25 protein-coding genes are annotated in these 22,746 nt (G+C 68.0%); 7 read left to right on the top strand and 18 right to left on the bottom strand.

The window, feature by feature from the left end; genetic code table 11:
* The 13 genes from AC5P7X_RS12740 to AC5P7X_RS12680 form a co-directional block, all read right to left on the bottom strand.
* On the bottom strand, positions 1-771 hold the full coding sequence (locus AC5P7X_RS12740; protein ID WP_495214933.1) for a glycosyltransferase family 2 protein: 771 nt from the start codon (positions 769-771) through the stop codon (positions 1-3).
* Entirely contained in the window at positions 761-2,446 is a 1,686-nt protein-coding gene (locus tag AC5P7X_RS12735) for an ApeI family dehydratase (protein WP_495214932.1), read from the bottom strand. Before AC5P7X_RS12735 ends, AC5P7X_RS12740 begins: the two co-directional genes overlap by 11 nt.
* Positions 2,439-2,990 carry a COG4648 family protein gene (locus tag AC5P7X_RS12730; protein ID WP_049416044.1) on the bottom strand — a complete coding sequence of 184 codons (552 nt, stop codon included), beginning with the start codon at positions 2,988-2,990 and terminating at the stop codon, positions 2,439-2,441. Before AC5P7X_RS12730 ends, AC5P7X_RS12735 begins: the two co-directional genes overlap by 8 nt.
* A gap of 22 nt (positions 2,991-3,012) precedes the next feature.
* Complete coding sequence (locus AC5P7X_RS12725; protein ID WP_005420312.1) at positions 3,013-3,270, bottom strand: acyl carrier protein; 258 nt, start codon at positions 3,268-3,270, stop codon at positions 3,013-3,015.
* 17 nt (positions 3,271-3,287) lie between these two features.
* Positions 3,288-3,545 (bottom strand): phosphopantetheine-binding protein, encoded by a 258-nt coding sequence (locus AC5P7X_RS12720; protein WP_005411610.1) that lies wholly within the window; start codon positions 3,543-3,545, stop codon positions 3,288-3,290.
* Complete coding sequence (locus AC5P7X_RS12715; RefSeq protein WP_005420313.1) at positions 3,532-4,329, bottom strand: lysophospholipid acyltransferase family protein; 798 nt, start codon at positions 4,327-4,329, stop codon at positions 3,532-3,534. Before AC5P7X_RS12715 ends, AC5P7X_RS12720 begins: the two co-directional genes overlap by 14 nt.
* Positions 4,322-5,065 (bottom strand): beta-ketoacyl synthase chain length factor, encoded by a 744-nt coding sequence (locus AC5P7X_RS12710; protein WP_053498347.1) that lies wholly within the window; start codon positions 5,063-5,065, stop codon positions 4,322-4,324. The genes AC5P7X_RS12715 and AC5P7X_RS12710 overlap by 8 nt, the downstream gene beginning before the upstream one ends.
* 219 nt (positions 5,066-5,284) lie before the next feature.
* Positions 5,285-6,298, bottom strand: coding sequence for a cytochrome d ubiquinol oxidase subunit II (gene cydB, locus AC5P7X_RS12705; RefSeq protein WP_053498345.1), 1,014 nt, complete (start codon positions 6,296-6,298; stop codon positions 5,285-5,287).
* 1 nt (position 6,299) lies between these two features.
* Entirely contained in the window at positions 6,300-7,697 is a 1,398-nt protein-coding gene (locus AC5P7X_RS12700; RefSeq protein WP_495214931.1) for a cytochrome ubiquinol oxidase subunit I, read from the bottom strand.
* A gap of 213 nt (positions 7,698-7,910) precedes the next feature.
* Positions 7,911-8,126, bottom strand: coding sequence for a hypothetical protein (locus tag AC5P7X_RS12695; RefSeq protein WP_495214930.1), 216 nt, complete (start codon positions 8,124-8,126; stop codon positions 7,911-7,913).
* Positions 8,123-8,767, bottom strand: coding sequence for an RNA polymerase sigma factor (locus tag AC5P7X_RS12690; protein WP_495214929.1), 645 nt, complete (start codon positions 8,765-8,767; stop codon positions 8,123-8,125). The genes AC5P7X_RS12695 and AC5P7X_RS12690 overlap by 4 nt, the downstream gene beginning before the upstream one ends.
* Before the next feature lie 36 nt (positions 8,768-8,803).
* Positions 8,804-9,133 carry a hypothetical protein gene (locus AC5P7X_RS12685; protein ID WP_053498340.1) on the bottom strand — a complete coding sequence of 110 codons (330 nt, stop codon included), beginning with the start codon at positions 9,131-9,133 and terminating at the stop codon, positions 8,804-8,806.
* Positions 9,134-9,203: 70 nt separating this feature from the next.
* Positions 9,204-9,656, bottom strand: a complete 453-nt coding sequence (locus AC5P7X_RS12680; RefSeq protein WP_053498339.1) for a DUF4279 domain-containing protein — start codon at positions 9,654-9,656, stop codon at positions 9,204-9,206.
* Positions 9,657-9,817: 161 nt separating this feature from the next.
* Between AC5P7X_RS12680 and AC5P7X_RS12675 the strand changes: the two genes are divergently transcribed.
* Genes AC5P7X_RS12675 through hemF form a run of 6 tightly spaced genes read left to right on the top strand, consistent with a single transcriptional unit; the run spans position 9,818 to position 16,800 of the window.
* Positions 9,818-12,187 carry a S9 family peptidase gene (locus AC5P7X_RS12675; protein WP_065177831.1) on the top strand — a complete coding sequence of 790 codons (2,370 nt, stop codon included), beginning with the start codon at positions 9,818-9,820 and terminating at the stop codon, positions 12,185-12,187.
* Positions 12,184-12,603, top strand: a complete 420-nt coding sequence (locus AC5P7X_RS12670) for an NUDIX hydrolase (protein WP_005420325.1) — start codon at positions 12,184-12,186, stop codon at positions 12,601-12,603. Before AC5P7X_RS12675 ends, AC5P7X_RS12670 begins: the two co-directional genes overlap by 4 nt.
* Before the next feature lie 30 nt (positions 12,604-12,633).
* Entirely contained in the window at positions 12,634-13,194 is a 561-nt protein-coding gene (locus AC5P7X_RS12665) for a hypothetical protein (RefSeq protein ID WP_495214928.1), read from the top strand.
* 35 nt (positions 13,195-13,229) lie between these two features.
* Entirely contained in the window at positions 13,230-14,195 is a 966-nt protein-coding gene (locus AC5P7X_RS12660) for a hypothetical protein (protein WP_329842015.1), read from the top strand.
* Between the two features lie 37 nt (positions 14,196-14,232).
* A complete protein-coding gene (locus AC5P7X_RS12655) occupies positions 14,233-15,849 on the top strand; it encodes a hypothetical protein (protein ID WP_495214927.1) in 1,617 nt (538 codons plus the stop codon).
* A gap of 54 nt (positions 15,850-15,903) precedes the next feature.
* Complete coding sequence (gene hemF, locus AC5P7X_RS12650; RefSeq protein WP_049415973.1) at positions 15,904-16,800, top strand: oxygen-dependent coproporphyrinogen oxidase; 897 nt, start codon at positions 15,904-15,906, stop codon at positions 16,798-16,800.
* A 36-nt stretch (positions 16,801-16,836) separates the two neighbouring features.
* On the opposite strand, the gene AC5P7X_RS12645 is transcribed toward hemF, so the two are convergent.
* Complete coding sequence (locus AC5P7X_RS12645) at positions 16,837-17,316, bottom strand: DUF421 domain-containing protein (protein WP_329842018.1); 480 nt, start codon at positions 17,314-17,316, stop codon at positions 16,837-16,839.
* A 368-nt stretch (positions 17,317-17,684) separates the two neighbouring features.
* On the bottom strand, positions 17,685-20,459 hold the full coding sequence (gene polA, locus AC5P7X_RS12640; RefSeq protein ID WP_495214925.1) for a DNA polymerase I: 2,775 nt from the start codon (positions 20,457-20,459) through the stop codon (positions 17,685-17,687).
* A gap of 98 nt (positions 20,460-20,557) precedes the next feature.
* Here polA and AC5P7X_RS12635 point away from each other — a divergent pair, with 98 nt between their 5' ends.
* Positions 20,558-20,842, top strand: a complete 285-nt coding sequence (locus AC5P7X_RS12635; protein ID WP_495214924.1) for a DUF2782 domain-containing protein — start codon at positions 20,558-20,560, stop codon at positions 20,840-20,842.
* Positions 20,843-20,981: 139 nt separating this feature from the next.
* Here the strand turns inward: AC5P7X_RS12635 and AC5P7X_RS12630 are convergent, their stop codons facing one another.
* The 3 genes from AC5P7X_RS12630 to AC5P7X_RS12620 all read right to left on the bottom strand — a co-directional run bounded on the left by AC5P7X_RS12630 (position 20,982) and on the right by AC5P7X_RS12620 (position 22,719).
* Complete coding sequence (locus tag AC5P7X_RS12630) at positions 20,982-21,428, bottom strand: universal stress protein (RefSeq protein WP_005420335.1); 447 nt, start codon at positions 21,426-21,428, stop codon at positions 20,982-20,984.
* Between the two features lie 191 nt (positions 21,429-21,619).
* Positions 21,620-22,174 carry a hypothetical protein gene (locus AC5P7X_RS12625; RefSeq protein ID WP_053498326.1) on the bottom strand — a complete coding sequence of 185 codons (555 nt, stop codon included), beginning with the start codon at positions 22,172-22,174 and terminating at the stop codon, positions 21,620-21,622.
* A gap of 218 nt (positions 22,175-22,392) precedes the next feature.
* Entirely contained in the window at positions 22,393-22,719 is a 327-nt protein-coding gene (locus AC5P7X_RS12620) for a low molecular weight protein tyrosine phosphatase family protein (protein WP_197598738.1), read from the bottom strand.
* Positions 22,720-22,746: the final 27 nt, after the last annotated feature.

The raw sequence follows: 22,746 nt of genomic DNA, 5'->3' as shown, positions 1-22,746 counted from the left end.
TCAGCGCTGCCCCTGCAGGCGGCGCCACAGCAGCCGCGGTGCGCGCCATAGCATGCCGAAGAACAGGCGAGTGTGCATGCGGCTGATGCGCACGTTGTCGCGCCACACATCGAAGTGCGACACGCCATCGGCGGGATAGGTCACGCGCGTGGCCAGGTGCTCGACCGGCAGCTGGCGCCAGTACAGGCGCACCATCACTTCAGTATCGAAATCCATGCGCCGTCCGATGGTCTCTTCACCGATCAGGCGCAGCACCGGTGGCAGTGGATACACCCGGAAGCCGCACATGGTGTCGCGCAGGTGCAGCGACAGCGTGTTGATCCAGACCCAGACGTGGGTGGCGTAGCGGCCATACAGGCGTGCCTTGGGAACACTGGCGTCGTAGGCCGGAATGCCGCAGATCACCGCGTCGGGATGCACACGCGCGGCCTCGATGAAACGTGGCAGGTCAGCGGTATCGTGCTGGCCGTCTGCGTCGATCTGCAGCACGTGGCTGTAGCCACGCGCGCCGGCTTCAGCAAAACCGGCCAGCATCGCCCCACCCTTGCCCTGGTTGGCGTCCAGGCGCAGCAGGTCGACGCCCTGGCGCTGTGCCAGCGTGCGCAGCACCGCCGCGCACGCATCATGCGAACCATCGTCGACCAGCAGGCAAGGCAAGCCAGCGGCCTGCACACCGTCGACCACCGCCACGATGGCGTGCTCGTGGTCGTAGACGGGAATCACCGCCAGTGGCGCAAACGCGGCACCGGCAACGGCCGGGTCAGTCCGCATCGGCGAACACCACCCTGCCGCTGGCATGTACACCGTGGCTGGAGGTATAGCGGAAGGCCAGCACGTTGCGTGCGGCATCCCAGTCCAGCTGCAGGGTCAACTCATCGCCGGGGCGGGCCACGTGCTGGAACTTCACCGCGTCCATGCGCAGGAACGCGCGCGGCATCGCAAATGCCTGGCGGCCGAAACGCATCGCCCAGTCCAACTGCGCAACACCGGGCAGGATCGCCGCCTGCGGGAAGTGGCCCTGGAACGGCCGCAGCGCCGGGTCGAGGGTCATGCGCAGCGTGGCGCTGGCGGCATCGCGGCGGTCCCAGACCGGCACCGGCATCAGTGGCTGGAACAGCGCCGCCAATGCCGCCTGGGTCACCTTGCCCTGCGCGTTGATCGGCAACGCCTGCACCAGGCGCCAACGGCGCGGCCGGGTCACCGCGTCATGCGCATGCGCCAGGCGCGCGCCCAGGCGTTGGCCCAGCGCACGGCGCGCGGCGTCGCCGCCCTCCAGCAGCGCCGGATCGGCCGGAACCACCACGGCGGCCAGCTGCTCGCGCTGCCCGGGCAGCACCAGCACGCGCACGTCATCCACTTCGGCGTCTTCGCGCAGCGCGCGTTCCAGCGCATCCAGCGAGACGCGGCGCTCTTCGATCTTGACGATGCGGTCGGCGCGGCCCAGCAGCCGGAAACGGCCATCGGCCAGGGCTTCCACGCGGTCCTGGGTGCGCCACCAGCCGGGGGTTTCCAGATGCGCCGAGGCCACCGCCAGGCAGCCGTCGTCGATCCGCCACTGCACACCCGGCAGCGGCTGCCACGGCGGCAGGTCGGTGTCCCAGCGGCGCCAGGCGATACCGCCGGTCTCGCTGCTGCCATAGACCTCGGTCGGGGCCACGCCCAACCACTGCCGCACGTGTCGCGCCGCGTCCTCCGGCAGCGGGCCACCGGAGGAGAACACCGCGCGCAGGCGGCCATGCAGGCTGGCCCAGTCGAGCTGCTCGGGCAGGCGCTTGAGATGGGCCGGCGTCGCCACCAGCACCGTGGCGGTACCGGCCAGCGCACCCACCAGGTCTTCGTGGAAGAACCGACGCGGATGGATCAGGCGGCCGGCGGCCAGCGGCCACAGCACGCGGAACAGCAGCCCGTAGATGTGCTGGTGGGACACCGTGCCGTGCACCTGCGCGCCATCCAGCTGCGAACCGAACGCGGCCTGCAGCGCTTCCACCTCGCGCGCCAGCTGGTCCAGGCGCTTGCCGATCGCACTGGGCTGGCCGGTGCTGCCGGAGGTGAACACGCACAGCTCGCAGGCGCGCTCGTCCAGCGCCTGCAGTTCGTCGTCCAGTGTGGCGTCCAGCGCCGCCAGCGGGCGGTAGTCGGCCGGCACGTCGCCCGCGAAACCGCTCACCTGCGGCTGCAGCGCCTGCAGCGTGGCCGGCAGGTTGTCAGCGGCCAGGAACACCCGCTTGCCGGCATGCCAGGCGCCGAACAGCGCCGCAGCGAAGGCCACGGCGTCATCGAAATACAGGGCCCAGTCGCGGCCTTCAGCCGCCGCAAAGGCGGCGCGCCAGCCCCGTACGCGCTGGCGGAAGCAGGCGTGGTCAACCATGTCTCCGTCACACAGGCCGACGCTGCGCTGCGGCCGCGCCTCCAGCAGCAGCCGGTCCAGGGCAATCCACTCAGCCATGCGCGTGCGCCGCCTTCACCCGCCGCCGCACCAGCCACTCACCTGCGAACAACACGCCCATCATCACGTACGCCAACAATCCGTTGTAGAGCATCCAGGCCCGGTCCGACGCGTACAGCGCGGTCAGCAGGGCCAGGCTGCCGTTGAGAACGAAGAAGCCGCACCACACCTGGGTGACGCGGCGGGTATAGGCCACCGCGAACGGGGGCAGGTCCGGCTCCTGCAGCCGCGCCAGGCGCTCCACCAACGGCGGCCCGAAGCGCAGGCTGGTGCCGAACACCGCCAGCATCACCGCATTGACCAGCGCCGGGTACAGCTTCAGCGGCAGGGCCTGGTTGAGCACGGTGGCCAGCACAGCCAGCAGGCCGGTGCCGGCGGCGGCGGCCCACCACAACGGCTGGCGCGTGCTCAGCGCACGCAGCAGGGCCAGGGTGAACAGCAGCAGCGACAGCCAGCGTGGCTCGAAGCGGCCCATCGCCAGGTACACCAGCAGCGGGTAGGCAAGCGAAATCGCTGCCACCACGACGGTACGTGCGCGAGCCATGGCGAAGCCGCCGGCGCTGCGGTCAGGCGGCTGCCTGGTCCGGCAGCAGTCCATACACGACATCAACGATGTCCTGCACGGTGCGCACGGCCTTGAACGCTTCCGGCTGCAGGTTGCGGCCGAGCAGTGGCTTGAGCTGCACGATCAGGTCGACCGCATCGATGCTGTCGATGTCCAGGTCGTCGTAGAGCCGGGCCTCGGGGGTGATCCGGGCGGTTTCAATCTCGAAGCTGTCGGTCAGGATGCTGACGATGCGTTCGAACAGTTCATTCTTGGTCATGGCTATTCCTGGCGCCGTTACGACTGGCGGGCGGCGACGAACTCGCCGAGCGCGCGCACGCTGGAGAAATGGCGACGGGTTTCTTCCGAATCGGCCGAGAGGCTGACACCGTACTTCTTCTGCAGCGCCAGGCCCAGCTCCAGCGCGTCGATCGAATCCAGGCCGAGGCCCTCGACGAACAGCGGCGCGGTCGGATCGATGTCCTCCGGCGTGATGTCCTCCAGCGAAAGGGAGGAAATGATCAATTCCTTGATCTCGTGCTCAAGTGCTTGCACGGGGCGGATCTCCAGACAGGTCGAAATAACGAGAAAGGTGCTCGGTGACGCGGCGGGCTGCCAAGGCATCCCCCCTTGGCGAGTCGTCATCGGCCAGGAAGGGCGCGATCGGGATATCTTCGCCGATCTGCAGCCGAACGTGAAAGCGACGTGAGGGGACACGATACCACTTCTGTCCCTTGGTCAACGTGGGCGGGGTGCAGGTGATCCGCACCGGGGTGATGTCCAGCCGGCCACGGACGGCGATGTTGGCGGCCCCGCGCTGCAGCCGCGGCGGCTGGCCCGGCACGCTGCGGGTGCCTTCGGGGAAGATCACCAGGGTGCCGCCGGCGTGCACCGCCGCCACGCAGTCATCGACCAGGCCAGCGCCATCGTCATTGGAGATGTAGCCGGCCGCCCGCACCGGACCGCGCATGAACGGGTTGCAGGCCACGGCCCGTTTCACCACGCAATCGGCGTTGGGCAGCAGCGAGATCAGGCAGACCACGTCGATCAGGGTCGGGTGATTGGCCAGCACCAGCAAACCGTCGCGCTGCAGGCGTTCACCGCCCTCGATCTGGTAGGTCATCACCCCCAGCGCGCGCATCAGGCGCAGATGGCTGGCAAAGGCAACCTGAACCACGCGGCGGGCCCGGCGGCGACGGACCACCGGGTCGCGCATCAGCAGCAGCACCGGCATCACCAGCACGCCCAGCAGCAGGCCGCCCATGCCGAATGCGGCAAAGCTCAGGCCGGTGCCGAGCACCCGCCAGGCATGATCGAGACGGCGCAGCGCCTCAGCCACGGCGCCCCCAGCGCCAGCGCTGGCCTTGGGCCACGTGCTCAAGCGCCGGCGCACCGGACAGCAGGAAGCGGTGCAGGTCCAGCGCGTGCGGCAGCGCGCCCGGGGCGGTGGCAGGGGCCTCCGGCGCCGCCTCCCACTGCAGGGAGAGGGTCGGCTGGCCCGGCATCGGCGCCGTCAAACGCCAACACCAGGCAAAGAACGGGTCGGGTTCGTCGGCGAACGTCGAGTAAATCTCGGGAAGGCGCGACTCATACACCACGACCCGCACTTCGCGGGCGCCATCGGCGAGCAGACCGGCCGCTTCCAGGCAGGCGGTCTCGACCGTGGCCTGGCCGGCGGCCAGCGCCAGGTAGTTGCCACGGTGGCCGCGCGCGATCGAGTACAACGCCGCGATCGCGTTGTGCACCGACAGGCCGAACCCCGTCGGTGACAAGGGCTGATCACTGGCCAGCGCCCCCAGCAGCTCCATCGAACGGGCCACGTCGCCGTGGCGGCTGGCGAACACCAGCGGGACCTGGTTGTCCGCCCCCTGCCCATCCTCGCACCAGCAGGCAGCCTGGATCGCCATCCGGCCCAGCCGCTCGATGCGGCGGCGCTGCATTGCCGGGATCTCGGCCAGCGCCGGCGTGTCTTCGCCAACCGGCGGATACGGCGCATCGGCCCAGCCCAGCCACTGGCTACGCTCGCTCAGGCCGGGCGCCCAGGCAGCCCAGTCGACGATGGAGAATTCGATCATTTAGCGAAGGTGCTTCAACGGGAGAACAATAGGCACGAGCCATTACGGCGACGCGCGGCGGCCCCCCATTCCTGCAGCCGTGCGTCCGTCCAGGACGTCGCCGGCCGCCCCCCTGGCTGCCGGAAAGGAGCGCACGCTAGCACGTCCTGCACGGGGTGTGCAGGTTTCACATTCCCCAACACGGGAGCCGGCACCGGCGCCCCCCCCCGCTTCAATCGATCAGTGGTAACCGGTATCGGCGTGCACCTTGCCGCGGAACACCCGGTACGACCACGCCGTGTAGCCGAGGATGACCGGCAGCAGAATGACCAGCCCGACCAGGGTGAAGCCCAGCGAGGAGGCCGGCGCGGCGGCCTGCCACAGGGTCATCGACGGTGGCAGCAGGTAGGGCCACATCCCCAGCACCAGGCCGAGGAAGCCGAGTACGAACAGGGCCAGGCTGAGCAGGAACGGCGGCAGGTCACGGCGCGGGTGGGTGGCACTGCGCCACAGCGCAGTGGCTACCGCCAGGGTCAACAGCGGCACCGGCGACAGCCACCAGAAGTTGCCGTCGCTGAACCAGCGCGCCATCAACCGCGAATCGAGGAACGGCAGCCAGCTGCTGACCAGGCCCATCGCCGCGATCACCGCCACCACCAGCGGCCGGGTCATCTGCCGCGCCAGCGCCTGCACGCGCCCTTCGGTCTTCAGGATCAGCCAGGTGCTGCCCAGCAGCGCATAGCCGGCCACCAGCGCGGCACCGGTCAGCATCGCGAACGGGCTGAACCAGGCGAACGGCCCGCCCTGATAGACACCGTCCACCAGCGGGATGCCCTGCACCAGGGTGCCCAGGATCACGCCCTGGGCGAACGTCGCCAGCAGCGAACCGAGGCCGAACGCCACGCTCCACAGCCGGCGTGACCGATGTGCCTTGAAGCGGAATTCAAAGGCCACGCCACGGAACACCAGCGCCACCACCAGCACCAGCACCGGCAGGTACAGCGCCGACAACAGCACCGCATAGGCCCTGGGGAAGGCCGCCAGCAGGCCGGCACCACCCAGCACCAGCCAGGTCTCGTTGCCGTCCCAGATCGGCGCGGCGGTGTTCATCATCAGGTCCAGCTGCTCCTCGTCCTCGGCGAACGGGGCGAGGATGCCGATGCCAAGCACGAAGCCGTCCAGCACCACGTACATCAGCACGCCGAAGCCGATCACCGCGAACCACGCCACCGGCAGCCAGGTCATCAGGTCCATGTCAGCGCTCCTCCAGCGGTTCGTCGGCTGCCGACAGCGGGCGCGCCGGGGTGTGGCTGCCGTGGTCCAGCGACGGCCCTTCGGCGTAGGGCTGCGGTCCGTGGCGCAGGATCTTCACCAGGTACCAGATGCCCCAGCCGAACACGAAGGCATAGCCAACCACGTAGACACCCAGCGACAGCGCGGTCATCCACGCGCTCTGCGGGCCGACCGCATCGGCGGTGCGCAGCAGGCCATACACCACCCATGGCTGGCGCCCCATCTCGGTGACGAACCACCCCGACAGCAGCGCGATGAAACCGCTGGGCAGCATCCAGTTCCAGCCGCGCAGCAGCCATGGCGAATCGAGCAGCTTGTTGCGCCACAGCTGGAAGGCCGACACCCAGGCCAGCAGCAGCATCAGCGTGCCCAGCCCGACCATGATGCGGAAGGCAAAGAACACCGGCGTCACCGGCGGCCGCTCGCTGGCCGGTACCGCGGTCAGCGGGTCGAAGGTGCCGTCCAGGCTGTGGGTCAGGATCACGCTGCCCAGCTTCGGGATGGCCACTTCGAAATCGTTGCGCTCCTCCTTCTCGTTGGGCAGCGCGAACACCACCAGCGGTACGCCCTCGCCTTCCCGGGTCTCATGCCAATGCGCTTCCACCGCCGCGATCTTCATCGGCTGGTGCTTGAGCGTGTTCAGGCCATGCATGTCGCCGACGAAGATCTGCACCGGCACGGTCAGCGCGGCGAATGCCACAGCGGCGATCAGCATGCGCCGGCCCGCTTCCACGTGCATGCCCCTGCGCAGGTACCACGCACCCACACCACCAATCACGAAACAGGTGGTGATGAACGAGCCCAGCGCCATGTGCGCGAGGCGGTAGGGGAACGAGGGATTGAACACCACCTGCCACCAGTCCACCGGATGCACGATGCCGTTGACCATCTCGTAGCCGGCCGGCGTGTGCAGCCAGCTGTTGGACGACAGGATCCAGAACGTGGAGAACAGCGTGCCCAGCGCAACCATGCAGGTGGACAGGAAATGCAGGCGCGGCGAGACCCGGCCCCAGCCGAACATCATCACGCCGAGGAAGCTGGCTTCGAGGAAGAACGCGGTCAGCACCTCGTAGGTCAGCAGCGGGCCGATGACCGTGCCGGCCACCTCGCTCAGCCGCGGCCAGTTGGTGCCGAACTGGAACGCCATGACGATGCCGCTGACCACGCCCATGCCGAACGACACCGCGAAGATCTTCTGCCAGAAGAAGTACAGCTCGCGCCACACGGGCAGCCTCGTGCGCAGCCAGCGCCATTCGATGAAGGCCAGCCAGCTGGCCGTGCCGATGGTGAAGGCGGGGAACAGCACGTGGAAACTGATGACGAATCCGAACTGGATCCGGGACAACAACAACGCGTCCAAGGGACGCCTCCTGCCTGCGACCGGTGGGATACCGGACCACTTTAGGAGGATTTCGTTAAGACGGGATGCGACCGGGTGACGCGCTGCTTCACTTTGTCGCAGGGGTCAACCGTTCTGGTAGCTGCCAACCTTGGTTGGCACACACGCCCAAGCGCCGACCAAGGTCGGCATCCACCCACCGCGATTGGAGCGGCCCCTTGCCCGGCGGGTGCCTCAGTGCCAGAAATACCAGGCCGCCGCAGCCAGCAGGGCGCCAAACAACAGCACCTGCACCACCACATAACCCACGCCACCGTCGCGCGACTCAGCGGTAATGCGCTTCTGCAGCGCCTCGCTCACATCCGGCGTGTCTTCCTGCTGCGCCTGCTCACGCAACGCCTGTGCCAGCGCGCGCGCTTCCGCATCGCGAGGGTCGGTCGGTGGGTTCACAGCAGCTCTCCGGCGGTGGCATGCCGCGTCAGTTCCTGCTTCAGGGTCTGGCGCGCGCGGTGCAGGTGGCTCTTGATGGTACCGCGCGCCAGCCCGGTCACCTGTTCGATCTCGGCCAGATCGAAATCCTCCAGGTAATGCAGGCCGACGATCAGGCGCTGCGGCGGACTCAGCCGTTCCAGTGCCGCGCCGAGCTGACGCCCGGCCTGCAGCGCCTCGCTCAACTCGGCGGGCCCGGGGCCTTCATCGCCGATGCCCAGTTCCTCCGGCGCCTCCACCGCCACCATCCACTGCGCCTCCAGTCGCCGCCGGCGCAGGTGCTGCAACGCCGTGGTGTAGGCCACCCTTGAGACCCAGGTGCGCAGCGAGGATTCAAAGCGGAACCGGTGCAGCTGGCGGAATACCGCCAGGAAGGTTTCCTGCAGCAGGTCGGCCACCTGGTCGCGGTCGCCGACCATCCGCCCGATCAGATGCGCGCAGGTACGTTGATGGGCCTGCACCAGCTGCGCGAACGCCGGTTGCGAGCCGTCGATGATGGCGATGACCAGGGCGCGGTCGTCGCCCGCGTCCAGCGAGGGCTCAACGCGGACATCGCGGCGGCGTCCCCGCCATGCAGCCAATGCTCCGCCCAGCAGGCTCATGCGCGGGGCGCCCCCTGTGCCCGTGGCATGCCTGCCTCAGCCCTTGCGCGCGGCAGGCCGGGTGAAGTGCCAGGCCAGCAGCTGGCCGAGGCCGGCACTGCCGACCAGCGCGGCAGCGGCACCAAAGGTCAGGTCGCGGGCCCCGATGGCTTCCAGCAGGGCCATGGCCAGGGCCAGGCAGACCAGGCTGATGCCCCAGCGCAACGCACCCTGGCGGCGGCGCTCTTCTTCCAGCCCGGCCAGCGAGCGGATCACTTCCTCGGGCACGTGCGGGGCGACCAGCTTGCTGCGTGCGCGCGCATCGGCAATGGCATGGATCGCGTAGGCGATGCAGACGAATAGGGTGATCGGGATCAGTTCCTGCATGGTCGGGCTCCTGTTCGATGGATGATGCGGGTACAGGAGAATGGATGCGCGACCACGGCAACCGGTTGCACTAGCTGTCCGCCGACGTTTCGCTGGCGCCGGTCGTGTCCGCCGGGTCGGGGAAATAGGTCTCCACCTGAAAATCCAGCTGCAGGTCCGCCATCAGCCGCAGCAACTGCGGATCCAGCTCGAAACCCGCCCATGCCGTCTTTCCAAAGATGCCAACACGCAGGCCGATCCCGGCCCCCTCCTGCAGCAGTTCCCTGATCACGTCGGCGCGTGCCCGCAGGAGATCGATCAACGCCGGCCAGGCATCCATCAGCCAACCGTCCTTTCCCCTCTGCAGTACGAACACCACGCGGGTCGCCGCATGAACCCGGATCAAGGTACCGTCGCGATCCCGATATCCGGTCCCGACATCACGGGAAAACGCCGGTTCCAGATCCAGCCGGGCGGCAATTCCGGCGCCGGCCTCTGTCGGGTGCTGCACCCCCAGAGAGATCCTGTAGTCGTAGCAGTACATATCGGTTCCATCCGAACGGAATGACCATCATGCCGCACACGCCGTCGCAGCGACCCGGGCGGTGCCGTTTTGCCGATTCCGCTGCCATGACCTGTGGCCCCTGCCCCCGGCCCGGACGGCTGCTACCCTTGCCCGGTTTCCTCTTCTGGTGCCGTCCGCCCATGTCCCGAGTGCTGCCCCTGTCCCTCCTGCTGTCGGCCGTGCTGGCCGCACCGGCCGCGCATGCCGCGCCGACGCCGATCACCATCGAACAGGCCATGGCCGACCCGGACTGGATCGGTCCGCCGGTCGAGAAGGCCTGGTGGTCGTGGAACAGCCAGCAGGTGGAATACCAGCTCAAGCGCAACGGCAGCCCGGTGCGCGACACCTTCCGCCAGCCGGTGGCCGGCGGCGTGGCCGCGCAGGTGGCCGATGACCAGCGCGGTACCCTGGACGTCGCCGATCCGGTCTACGACCGCAGCCGCAGCCGCAGCGCCTTCGTGCGCAATGGCGATGTGTTCGTGCGCGACCTGCGCAGTGGCGCGCTGACCCAGCTGACCCGCAGCAACGAGCGCGCGGGCAATGTGAACTTCGCGGCCGACAACGGCGTGATCTGGCGCGTCGGCCAGAACTGGTTCCACTGGACCGCCGCCAGCGGCGTGCAGCAGGTGGCCAGCCTGAAGGCCGAGAAGGACCCGCGCACGCCGCCGAAGGCCGACGTGCTCCGCGACCAGCAGCTGCGCACGCTTGAAACCCTGCGCCGCGACCGCGAGCAGCGCGAGGCATTGAAGGACCAGGACCAGCGCTGGCGCCAGGCGGATCCGACCCGCGCACCGGGCCCGGTCTACCTGGGCGCCGACGTCGAGATCGGTGACAGCGTGCTGTCGCCGGACCTGACCCACCTGATCGTGGTGACCAAGCCGAAGGACTTCGACGACGGCCGCACCAGCAAGATGCCGCTGTACGTGACCGAGTCGGGCTACGAGGAAACCGAGGACACCCGCACCCGCGTCGGCCGCAACGGCTTCGAGCCACACACCCTGTGGTACGTGGACGTGCGCACCGGCAAGGCCGAGAAGGTCTCGCTGTCCGGCCTGCCGGGCATCAGCACCGACCCGCTGGCCGAACTGCGCCGCAAGGCCGGCAAGGATGCACTGAAGGGCGAGCGCAGCGTGCAGGTGATGAGCGACTTCATGGGCGGCGGCATCCGCTGGAGCGCCGACGGCCAGCAGGCCGCGGTGATGCTGCGTGCCAACGACAACAAGGACCGCTGGATCATCAGCGTCAACGCCGCCGACGGCCGCGTTCAGAACCGCCACCGCCTGACCGACAACGCCTGGATCAACTGGGGCTTCAACGATTTCGGCTGGATGGCCGATGGCCGCACGCTGTGGCTGTTGTCCGAGGAATCGGGCTTCTCGCACCTGTACACCCAGGCCGGCACCGCCAAGCCGCAGGCGCTGACCAGCGGCAAGTGGGAAACCTCGGCACCGGTGCCGTCGGCCGATGGCAAGGGCTTCTACTTCCTGTGCAACCAGCAGGCGCCGCATGACTACGAAGTCTGCGCGGTCGACACCGGCAACCGCCAGGTGCGCGAGCTGACCAGCCTCAACGGCGTGGAGGATTTCTCGCTGTCGCCGGACGGCCAGCAGCTGCTGGTGCGTTACTCCGGCGCCTACCTGCCGCCGCAGTTGGCGGTGCTGCCCAGTGCCGGTGGCCAGGCGCGCGTGCTGACCGACACCCGCACCGCCGACTACAAGGCACGCCAGTGGATCCAGCCGAAGCTGGTGGCAGTGCCGTCCAAGCATGGTGCCGGCGTGGTCTGGGCCAAGTACTACGAACCGGAGAACAAGGAACCGGGCCGCAAGTACCCGATCGTGATGTTCGTGCACGGCGCCGGCTACCTGCAGAACGTGCACCAGCGCTACCCGGCCTATTTCCGCGAGCAGATGTTCCACAACCTGCTGGTGCAGAAGGGCTACATCGTGCTGGACATGGACTACCGCGGCAGCGAGGGCTACGGCCGCGACTGGCGCACGGCGATCTACCGCAACATGGGCCACCCTGAACTGGAAGACTACAAGGACGGCCTGGACTGGCTGGTCGACACCCAGCAGGGTGACCGCGACCACGCCGGCATCTACGGCGGTTCCTATGGCGGCTTCATGACCTTCATGGCACTGTTCCGTGCGCCGGGCACCTTCAAGGCCGGCGCGGCGCTGCGCCCGGTGGTGGACTGGCACAACTACAACCACGGCTACACCAGCAACATCCTCAACACCCCGGACATCGACCCGGAGGCGTACCGCGTGTCCTCGCCGATCGAGTACGCGCAGAACCTGCAGGACAACCTGCTGATCGCCCACGGCATGATGGATGACAACGTGTTCTTCCAGGACTCGGTGAACCTGACCCAGCGCCTGATCGAACTGCACAAGGACAACTGGTCGATCGCCCCGTACCCGCTGGAACGCCACGGCTATGTGCGTGCCGATTCCTGGCTGGACCAGTACAAGCGCATCCTCAAGCTGTTCGAGCAGAACCTGAAGTGAGCAATGCCGCAGCCACGATCCGGATCGTGGCTGCGGTCATCCTGGATGACCGCGGCCGGGCGCTGGTGGTGCGCAAGCAGGGTGCGCGCCGCTTCATCCAGCCCGGTGGCAAGCCCGAACCCGGCGAGGCGCCCCTGCAGGCGCTGGCCCGCGAGCTGGACGAGGAACTGGGCGTGCAGCTGCGCGCCGATGCCGCCATCGCGCTGGGCACGTTCGAGGACTGGGCTGTGAACGAGCCCGGCCACCGCGTGCAGGCACAGGCGTGGTGGGTACAGGTGGACGGTGCGCCGCAGGCGCGCGCCGAAATTGCCGAACTGGCCTGGGTGCCGCTGCAACCGCCGCATGGCCTGCCCTTGGCACCCTTGAGCGAACACCATATCCTGCCGGCCGTCGCCACCCGGGCGACGGCCCGCTGAGCAGGCGGGCGCCGACTGCAAGGACATCGGATGTCAATGTCGATCCCGTCGATCCCCTCGCCGCTTTCCCCGGCCTATCACGCCTGGGTGCGCCCGGTCGCACAGGCTTCGTTCTGGCTGTCACTGCTGCTGACGATCTACTTCGTGCTGCAGGGACTGGTGCTGTGGCCGCTGCAGAACCTCACGCTGTGGCGCCTGGTGGAAAGCGAAGTGCAGCAACAGCAGCTGCACAGCCTGGTCTGGCTGCTGGCGCACCCGGTGGCCGCGTCAATGGTCCTCGCGCTGTTGTGCCTGGCCTCGACCGTGTCCAGCTGGGGCCTGCTGCGTGAACGTCGCTGGGGCCTGTGGAGCTTCGTGGTACTGCTGCTGCTGAGTGCCCTGACCAACTTCGCAGCCGCCTGGTGGCTGGACCTGTTCATGGGCGACTTCATTCCGCTGCTGGCCGATGACCCGGCCCTGCTGCAGGAGCTGCAGCTGAAACGCTGGCTGATCACGCTGACCGTGGTCGGCATGTCGTTCGTGCTTCTCGGCCTGCAGGGCTGGCTGGCCTGGCGACTGCTGCGCCCCGGCGTGCGCGCGCGCTTCCACTGAGCCACACCCCTTTCCCGCGCGACAAGGGCCGTCGCATGCGCTTGCTGACCCTGCTCCCCGCACTGCTGCTGTTCGCCGCGCTGCCTGCGTTCGCCGACGCGTTGCGATGTGGCGAGTATCGCAGCACCGATGGCGGCATGGCGCTGGTGTTCGAATCATCGACTACCGGTTATCGCGCTCTCGATGGTCAGGAACGCGCGCCTCTGCGCATCGACCGCAGCGCCGGCGATCTGCGATTGGTGTTTCTCGACGACGGTGTATCCACCGCCATCAGCGTGGCCGCTGACGGGGTGCATATCAACGACGGCATAACTGGCTACGAGCTGCATCGAGCCCAGGCCTGCCAGCGCGCTCCCGCGCCCGGCACCGACGGTTGCCTGGGCCAACCTGCGCTTTGCATTGCACGGCTCGCTGATGCGCCATCGGCGCAGGCGCAACGCGCGTGCGAGGAAGGCGTCGGCGCCGGATGCTCGGCGCTGTTGCGCCACTTTCTCGCTGCACCCGCAGCCGGAGCCGGGCAGCAGGACGCGTCATTGCCTGCAGCGCAGCGCACCGCGCTGCAGCGGCTCTGCCTGCACCAGCGCGGTGGTCGCTTCTGCACCGAGGTCGCCGAACAGCAGTTGATCGCGCTGGAACCCGCGCTGGCGATGCAGGCGCTGCAGGTCGTCTGCGATGCAGGGCGCACCAGCGCCTGCGAACGTATTGCGCCATTGCGTGAACTCGGCGCCGATCTACGCCTCGTGCCACTCCAGCAGGTGCCCTGTGGTGGCTACCGGGCCGATGGCGGCGCGATCGACAGGCTCGACTTCGGCGATGGCACGCGCGGCCGATTGGATGGCGGCGCCATCCACCTGCAGCAGGACGGCGAAACCCTCATCCTGCGCCGGCTGGGCAACGGCGACCTGCTTGGCATGGATACGCGGACCGGTTACCAGCGCTACCAGCCGGTGCCCGGCACGGCACAATGCTCTTCCCCGCGCGAGGGCCATGGTTCGCCGTAGCGCCTGGAGTGTTCCGTTCGATCGTCAAGGAGACGACATGCTCTCACTCGCACCGTACCGCCACTGGCTGGCCTGGGCGCTGCTGCTGGCCGCGCCGGTGGCCGCCGCACAATCACCGCAATGCGGCCTGTTCAAGGCCGACGAAGGCAGCGGTACGCTGCGTATCAGCTCGCCGAACCGCGGCGAGCAGAAGCACTTCGGCAGCGCACCGACGCCGGTCGCGTTCCAGCAGATCGACGGAAAGCTGCAGCTGGTGAACCTGGAGTACGGCCTGCCCAGCGTGCTGCAAGTGCGCGATCGTGGCCGCACGGTCGAGGTGGATGGCACGGTCTACACCCTGCAGGCCCCCGCACAATGCGCCGCAGCCGCCACCCCGGCTGAAGGCAGCTGCCTGGCCGATGCGGCGGCGTGCCTGGACAACCGTCGCGAAGCGACCCCGGCCGCGCTGGAAGCAGGGTGCCGGGAAGGCGTGCCCGGCATGTGCCTGCAACTGGCTGATCGTTGGCACGAGGAAGCCAAGCCTGCGGTCGAGGCCGATCCCGCCCTGGCAAAGGCGGCGCTCGACGCCGCCCTGTCCGGCATCAGACTCCCCGCCGCCTGTGATGACGGTGGCTTCGACCAGGGAACCCCAGCGTGTGCCGCCGCACTCGAGGCCGACCCCGCAGTGCAGGAGAAGCTGGTCAAGGCGGCGATGACCGCAGCCATGACCGAAGCCATGCTGACGATGACGGCGCCGACCGTGCCGGTGATCATTCCGGCTGAGCAGCGGCAACAGTTGCTGCGGCTGTGCCGCGAGGTACCGGACGGCAGTTTCTGCACCCGCGTGGCCGAGCTGTCCTGGGAGGCGGGAGATCCCCAGCAGGCGGTGCAGGCCCTGGCTGCGGCCTGCACCTCCGGCAATGACACCGCTACCTGCGAGCGCCTGCCAGCGCTGCAGGCGGTGGGTGCATCGTTGCAACCGCAGCCGGCAACGGTCCTGCCCTGCGGTGATTACCGGTCCGACGGCGGCCTGATGGACACGCTGGATTTCGGCGACGACGGCCTGGTCGGTGTGGGCTGGAACAGCCACCTTCGCGCGCGCGTCGAAGAGGGCGACATCCGCATCCGCCACGACAGGGGCGGCGACTTCGTGCTGCGCCCGCTGCCCGGCGGGCAGTTGCTGGGCCTGGATACCTGGACCCGCTTCCAGGTGTTCACCCCCACCGGCAAGGGTGCCACCCGGTGCAGCGCACCCAAGCAGTACACGGTACTGCCGCTGCCACAGGACTGCCCACTGGCGCTGGCCAACGAGGACGGCGCCGACGCCTGCTGTGCGCAGGGCAAGCTGCAGGGCTGCAACATACTCGGCAACCGGCTGGCGCTGTCCGGGCACTGGCTGCAGGCCGCAGAGCACTACACCACGGTCTGCCGCGCCGGCGTCCGCGAAGGGTGCGAGAACCTGGTCACCGCGCAGGGCAATGGGGCGGACGTGGATGCACGCGCCATCCTGGGGCAACTGTGCGAGGCCGACCGCAGCGGCCTGCATGTGGCCTGCGATGTGCTCGGAACCCAGAACTGGGAGCTGATCACGCTGGGCGGTGCCCTGCAGAAGGCGGTTGATGAAGCGGCCGTGGACGACGCTCCGGCGCCGCGCGCTACCAACCGCAAGCGCTGAGCCTGCCAGGGCCTGTCCGCGGCGTTGGCCGGGCCCTGCGGTAAAGTACGCGCCATGAACGAATTCGAGCGCGTTCGCGCCTACCTCACCGAGCTGCAGGACCGCATCTGTGCGGCGATCGAGGCCGTCGATGGCCGGGCCCGCTTCCAGGAAGACCTGTGGCAGCGTGCCGAGGGCGGTGGCGGGCGTACCCGCGTGCTGCGCGACGGTGCGGTGTTCGAGCAGGCCGGCATCGGCTTCTCCGACGTGGCTGGCAGCCGCCTGCCACCGTCAGCCTCGGCCAACCGCCCGGAACTGGCGGGCGCCTCCTGGCGCGCCACCGGCGTGTCGCTGGTGTTCCACCCGCTCAACCCGTACGTGCCGACCACCCATGCCAACGTGCGCTTCTTCCAGGCGCAGCGCGACGGTGAAGTGGTGGCCAGCTGGTTCGGCGGCGGCTTCGACCTGACCCCGTTCTATCCGTTCGACGAGGACGTGCAGCACTGGCACCGGGTCGCACGCGATCTGTGTGCGCCGTTCGGCGACGAACGCTACGCCGCGCACAAGCGCTGGTGTGATGAGTACTTCTTCCTGCGCCACCGCAACGAAACGCGCGGCGTCGGTGGCCTGTTCTTCGACGACCTGCACGGCGACTTCGAGCGCGATTTCGATTATCTGCGCGCGGTCGGCGATGGCTTCCTCGACGCCTACCTGCCGATCGTGCAGCAGCGCAAGGACACACCCCATGGCGAACGCGAACGCGAGTTCCAGCTGTACCGCCGCGGCCGCTACGTGGAATTCAACCTGGTCTACGACCGCGGCACCCTGTTCGGGCTGCAGAGCGGTGGCCGCAGCGAAAGCATCCTGATGAGCCTGCCACCGCGGGTGCGCTGGGAATACGGCTTCTCGCCCGAACCGGGCAGCCCCGAATCGCGCCTGGCCGACTATCTGGTGCCGCGCGACTGGCTCTGAGGGGTCCCGTCGCGCGGGGCGTGGGCTCGGCGCTGGTCAGCTGCCCTTCCGCGCGATAATGGTGATGTGCCCGGTGGTCTCCAGCAGGGCAATCTGCACGTCTTCAATCTGCAGCCCGCCCTGCTGGCGCAGCGCGGCATCGAAGTCGGCGCGGCTGATCAGCTCGCGGCGAAGTACCGCCTCAAACAGGCGACCATCGCGCGCGATTACGGTGGGTTCTCCTTCGATCAACCGCTCCATCCGCCGGTTCCGGGTGGTCAGCCAGCCCACCCCGTAGTTCAGCAGGATCAGGGTCGCCGCCAGCAGCAGGCCGCCGCCCAGCGAGGTGTCAACGCCCAGCAGCGCGTTCTGCACCGCGTTGCCCAGCAGCACGATCAGCAGCACGTCGAAGGGCGTGATCTGCCCCAGGGCCCGCTTGCCGCCCAGCCGGACCATGCCCAGCACCACGACATACACCACCACCGCGCGCAGGATGAATTCCCACCACGGCATGGCCAGGGCGAACAGGTCGGGCATGGTCTTCCCCTGCGGAACGGTGGCCCAGCCTAGCACCTGGGGTCAGATCCCTTTGCCCGACGGGCAAAGGGATCTGACCCCATCCGAGGTTCCGGCGGCACAAATAAAAAGCCCCGCTGACCAGGGGGAGGTCAACGGGGCCGGGGAACGGGCACTTGGGGAGGAGTCCCCGTTCCGAGATCTGCTCCAGGGGATGGGAGAGATCCACAACAGGCATTGCGCCTGTCGGGAGTTATAGAAGCACTCCGAACACTAACGGTTCGTGAAGGGGCCCCATTTAATGAAATTCAATCGGGGCAACATTCATGGTCGAGTCAGAAACCCCCGACTCATGAACACATTCACGTCGTTTTCGGCCTGAAATGCCGTCAGTGCGCTTCGTCCCAGTTGTTGCCGACGCCGGTATCGACCACCAGCGGCACTCGCAGTTTGGCCGCTTGCGACATGCGCTCCACCACCTGCAAACGCAGGTCTTCAACGAAACTGCTTTCGGTTTCGAAGACCAGTTCATCGTGTACCTGCAGGATCATCCGCGCTGGTGCCCCGCTGTCGCGCAGCCACTGGTCCACATCCACCATTGCACGCTTGATGATGTCGGCGGCGGTGCCCTGCATCGGCGCGTTGATCGCGGCGCGCTCGGCACCGGCACGCAGGCCCTGGTTGCGGGCGTGGATGTCGTTCAGGTACAGGCGGCGGCCGAACAGGGTTTCCACGTAGCCCTGATCACGGGCCTGCTGGCGCATCCGCTCCATGAAGTCGCGCACGCCCGGATAGCGGCTGAAGTACAGCGCCACGTAGTCCTGTGCCTGGCCACGGTCGATGCCCAGATTGCGGGCCAGGCCGAAGGCGCTCATGCCGTACATCAGGCCGAAGTTGATCGCCTTGGCGGCGCGGCGCTCGTTCGGGGTCACCTCCTCCAGCGTGCGCCCGAACACCTCGGCGGCGGTGGCACGGTGCACGTCGGCGCCCTGCTCGAAGGCGCGCACCAGGCCCGGATCCTCGGACAGGTGGGCCATGATCCGCAGCTCGATCTGCGAATAGTCGGCGGCCAGCAGCTGGAAGCCCTCCGGCGCCACGAACGCGCGGCGGATGCGGCGGCCGTCCTCGGTGCGGATCGGGATGTTCTGCAGGTTCGGGTCCGATGAGGACAGGCGGCCGGTGGCAGCACCGGACTGGTGGTAACTGGTATGCACCCGGCCGGTGTCCGGGTTGACCATCTCCGGCAGCTTGTCGGTGTAGGTGCTGCGCAGCTTGGCCAACCCGCGGTAGTCGAGGATCACCCGGGGCAGCTCGTGCTGGTCGGCAATTGCCTCCAGTGCCTCTTCATTGGTGCTGGGCTGGCCCTTCGGGGTCTTCACCACCGCCGGCAGCTTCAGCTCGTCGAACAGCACCGCCTGCAGCTGCTTGGGCGAATCCAGGTTGAAGCTGCGGCCGGCCAGCTCGGTGGCCTTCTGCTGCGCGGCCAGCATGCGCGAGGACAGGTCCTGGCTCTGGCGGCGCAGTTCGTCGGTGTCGATCCGCACGCCGTTGGCTTCGATGCTGGTCAGCACCGGCACCAGCGGCATCTCGATGTCGCGGTACACGCTGTCCAGCGCCGGCTCGGCCAGCAGCTGCGGCTGCAGCGCGCGATGGAGGCGCAGGGTAATGTCGGCGTCCTCGGCCGCATAGCGGCTGGCTTCGTCGATGCCCACCTGCGAGAACGGAATCTGCTTGGCGCCCTTGCCGGCCACGTCCTCGAACTTGAGGGTGGTGTAGCCCAGGTAACGCAGGGCCAGCGAATCCATGTCGTGGCGGGTGGCGGTGGAGTTGAGCACGAAGCTCTCGAGCATGGTGTCGTCGTGGTAGCCCTGCACCTCCACGCCGTGGCGGCGCAGCACATGCAGGTCGTACTTGCCGTGCTGGCCCAGCTTCTTCTTCGCCGGGTCCTGCAGCACCGGCCGCAGCGCATCCAGCACCTGCTGCATCGGCAGCTGGGCCGGCGCACCCGGGTAATCGTGGCCGACCGGAATGTAGGCCGCCCTGCCCGGCTCGACAGCCAGGCTGACGCCAACCAGGCGCGCGCGCATCGCGTCCAGCGCATCGGTTTCAGTATCGAAGCTGATCAGCTCGGCCTGCTCCAGGCGCTCGACCCAGGCCTGCAGCTGCCCGCTGGTCAGCACGGTCTCGTATTCACCCGGCGCGGACAGTGCCGGATCCAGCGTGCCGGCGGCGGGCGCCTCGACGCTGCCACGCGCGAAGCCGGCCGCAGTGCCGCGCAGGCTCGGGGTCGCCTCGCTGGCGGCCACCGGTGCCTGCACAGGCGCGCCCAGCTCCTTCAGCGCCTGGGTGAAACCATAGCGCGTATACAGCTCGGTCAGCGCCGGAACATCCTGCTCGCGCAGCGCCAGCGTGGTCGGGCTGGCCTCCAGTTCCACATCGGTGCGGATCGTCACCAATTCGCGGTTCAGCGGCAGGCGTTCCAGCGCAGCGCGCAGGTTCTCGCCGATCTTGCCCTTCATGGTCGGCGCGGCCGCCATCACCCCGTCCAGGTGCTGGTACTCGGCCAGCCACTTGGCAGCGGTCTTCGGCCCGCACTTCTCCACGCCCGGCACGTTGTCGACCGCGTCGCCCATCAGCGCCAGCAGGTCGATGATCTGATCGGCGCGCACGCCGAACTTGTCCATCACCGCCGCGTCGGAATCCATGCGGCTGCCGGTCATGGTGTTGACCAGTTCGATGCCCGGCCGCACCAGCTGGGCAAAGTCCTTGTCACCGGTGGAAATGGTCACCTTCAGATCCTGCGCCAGGCCCTGCAGCGCAAGCGTGCCGATCACATCGTCGGCTTCCACGCCGGGGATGCGCAGGATGCTGATGCCCAGCGCTTCGACGATGCGGCACATCGGCTCGACCTGGCTGCGCAGTTCATCGGGCATCGGCGGGCGGTTGGCCTTGTACTGGTCGTACAGGTCATCACGGAAGGTCTTGCCGGGCGCATCGACCACGAACGCGACGTAGGCCGGGCGCTCCTTCAGCGTCGAACGCAGCATGTTGACCACGCCGAACAGCGCGCCGGTGGGTTCACCCTGTGCATTGGACAGGGGCGGCAGCGCGTGGAACGCGCGGTACAGGTAACTGGACCCGTCGATCAGGACTAATCTGCTCATGCGCCGATTCTACGCGCCCGTGCCTGCACCGCGGCGACACGGCGCGCACACCGCGATGGGGCATAATCAGGGCTCTTTCCAGGCAAAGGCCCCCGCCGATGAAGACCCTGATGCTGGCTTCCCTGCTCCTGATCGCTGGCTGCGCCAGCATGGGTGGCGCGGGTGCTCCCCCGGTGGACGTCAAGGGCGCGGATGTGTCCAGGCGCACCATGGACAACGGTGACACCATCGAGGAGTACCGTGTGTCCGGCCAGCTGCGCATGGTCAAGGTGACCCCGTCGCGCGGTGCCCCGTTCTACATGTATGACAAGAACGGCGACGGCCGCATGGACAACGACAAGGACGGTGTCTCGCCGGTCTACTGGAAGCTGTACAGCTGGTGAGGTGACCGGGTCGGATTCCTTTCCTCGGGAAAGGGCTCTGACCCCAGCGAGCCCGGCTCCACAAAAAAACAACGCCGGCGCGCATCCTGCGGCCGGCGTCGGGTCCCTCCCCGGGAACGCTTGAATCTGCGGGTATGGATCAGCGGATGACCAGTACCGGCAGCGTGCTGCGTGCCAGCACCTCGGCAGTCTGGCTGCCCAGCAGCACGCGGGTCACGCCACGGCGGCCGTGCGAGGTCATCACGATCAGGTCGCTGTTGCGCTCGGCCGCCGTCTCGATGATGCCGTCGGCCGCGTAGCGGTCCAGCACGTGCACCGGGTTGGCGGTGATGCCCTGCTCGGCGGCCTTGGCCAGCGCCGGCTGCAGCACCTTCTGCGCGCCTTCCTCGCGGTCGGCCTTGTATTCCGGGCTGTTCATGTAGCCCACGCTCCAGCCCATGGCGTCGTACATGCCGACGGCCCACGGCTCGGAGACAGTCACGATATCGACCTCGGCGTTGAGGTCCTTGGCCAGCTCCAGGCCCTTGGCCAGGCCCTTGTCGGCCAGCTCGGACCCGTCGGTGGCAATCAGGATGCGCTTGTACATGGTGGGGCTCCGTGGCGGTCTGCCAGATGGGAACGCCACCATTGCACACCGGATGTGGAGGCGGCGCCTTGAGCAGGATCAATCCGGCGCTGTGCAGGGGCCCGTGCGCACCGTCGCGTGGTCCGAGGGACGCGCTCGGCCGGCCCACTTCTGTAGAGCCGAGCCCATGCTCGGCTCCACAACAATGTCGCTCAGGCGATCTGCACCACGCGTGCGTTCTGGCACAGCGGATAACTGGACACGAATTCGGCAATCGCATCACGCATCGCCTCGAACGATTCGCCGTACATGTACAGTGCGGTTTCGGTCGGGCCCTGCCACCAGCTGCAGATCTCGCCCAGGCCATCGATGTTCCCGGACAGCTGCTCGAATACGTGGTTGGAATCGCACTGTTCGTAGACCTCGTCCGGCAGGTTCAGGCCATCCAGGTAGATGCCCAGGCCCTCGGTCACGCCGAAGCTGCGATCAGCTTCGCCTGCCCCCTGGATCTTCGACCCCTTCGGCGCACCCAGCTGCTCCAGCAGGTCGATCAGCTTGGGCACCCCGGCCACGTCGACCAGTGCCACTTCGATATCGCCGTATTCGACCTCGCCGTCGTCGGACATCGCGGTGCCGCCACCGGTGATCTCGCCGACATTGGCCGCCTGCAGCAGCGCATCGAGCGGGTCTTCGAACAGCTCGTGGCGATGTTCGGGCTGCAGCCGGGCATTCAACGTCACGGTGACGTGCAGCGCGGGTTCGGTCATGGGGGCGTTCCTGGAAGAAGTGCCGCCTATTGTAGAGCCGAAGGTAGCGGCAGGAGCCGCTGCCAACGTCGCTTGCGACGGCCCGAAGGGGTGCCGGTCAGGACGACCGGCATAGCTTGCTCGACTGCCCTTTGCGCACCCCTGTAGAGCCGAGCCCATGCTCGGCTGTTCTTCCAGCCAGAAGCAGCCGAGCGTGGGCTCGGCTCTACAACAGCCCGTCAGCGCAGGAACGGCGCCACCTTGCGCTTGAGCAGCTCGACCAGCACCGGGTCCATGTAGTCGTAGTCGTCGGGAATATCCAGGCAGATCACCCGCTTGCCGTTCAACCAGGCCTTGTAGCGGCTGGACAACCGGTTGCGATGCGCCTTCTCCATCACGAACACCAGGTCGGCCCACTGCAGCAGCTCGGGGCTGAGCACCTCCTCGGCGTCGGCCAACAGCCCGGCCGAGGCGGTCTCGATGCCCGGCCAATCGGCAAATACCCGCTCGGCGGTGGGGCTGCGCAGGCGGTTCTGGCTGCAGAGGAAGAGCACGTTGCGGGTCATGGCTGCAGCGTATCGGGGTCGGATCCC

The organism is Stenotrophomonas sp. YJH_SMC_53, assembly GCF_059369995.1.
The sequence above is the reverse complement of the archived record's forward strand: the minus strand, read 5'-3'. Positions and strand labels throughout refer to the sequence as shown.